The organism is Nonomuraea turkmeniaca, assembly GCF_005889735.1.
In the GTDB taxonomy this organism is placed as follows: Bacteria; Actinomycetota; Actinomycetes; order Streptosporangiales; family Streptosporangiaceae; genus Nonomuraea; species Nonomuraea turkmeniaca.
The window spans coordinates 1-1,010 of sequence record NZ_VCKY01000556.1; the positions used below are offsets into that span (position 1 = coordinate 1).

General features: G+C 64.9%; 1 protein-coding gene. It reads left to right on the top strand.

Translation table 11 applies throughout. The features are described 5' to 3' along the window. Positions 1-62 precede the first annotated feature (62 nt). Entirely contained in the window at positions 63-977 is a 915-nt protein-coding gene (locus tag ETD86_RS54490; RefSeq protein ID WP_138674406.1) for an IS982 family transposase, read from the top strand. The last annotated feature ends 33 nt before the right edge of the window (positions 978-1,010 follow it).

Sequence of the window (1,010 nt, forward strand, 5' to 3'; positions counted from 1 at the left end):
CTAGACGAATGAGTCCAAGGGATCGCCTGCGGAAATAGGGTGAGGGTGTCCAAGATCATTGTGTGACGAACGACCTGAACACCCTCGCCACCGCACTCTATGTGAAGATCGACGACACGCTGAAGGCTTCTCCGAATCTGGCACCCCGGCGTCCGAAGACGGGCATCGCGCCCACACTCAGTGACGCCGAGCTGGTGACGCTGGCGGTGATGTCGGCGCTGCTGGGCTTCACCTCCGAGCGACGCTGGCTGCGTCACGCGCACGCCAAGCTGACCGGCATGTTCCCGTATCTGCCCGGCCAATCCGGCTACGGCAAGCGCCTGCGCAAGGCATCCGGCCTGGTCCTACACCTGATCAGGATGCTGGCCAGGGACACCTCGCTGTGGAGCGACGATGTGTGGGTGGTCGATTCCACGCCGGTGGAATGCGGCCGTTCCCGGGAAACGGCCAGGCGCAGCGACCTGGCCGGGTGGGCGGAGTACGGCTACTGCGCCAGTCACTCACGGTTCTTCTGGGGGCTGCGGCTGCACCTGCTGTGCACCCTGGGCGGGCTACCGGTCGCCTTTGCGCTCACCGGGGCCAAGGCCGACGAGCGCGAGACCCTGCTCGGGATGCTCGACGAGGCGCGCGACGTGGTGGCCGATCATCCGGGCCAGACGATCATCGGAGATAAGAACTACTACGGTCGCGCATTCGAGCAAGGTGTAGCGGTACGTGATCTGACCTTGCTGCGCCCGGCCCGCAAGGGCGAACCCGAACGGGCCGGAACACGTCTGTTCCGGCCGCTGCGCCAGACCATCGAGTCGATCAACCAGACCTTCAAAGGCCAGCTTGACCTGGAGCGCCACGGCGGGCGTACTCATGCTGGTGTCATCGTGCGCGTACTGGCGCGAGTGCTCGCGCTGACCGCGGCCATCTGGCACAACGACAAGACCGGCCAGCCAATCAAGCGATCGCTGACCGCCTACGACCACTAAACGTGACCACACCCCTTGGACTCATTCGTCTAG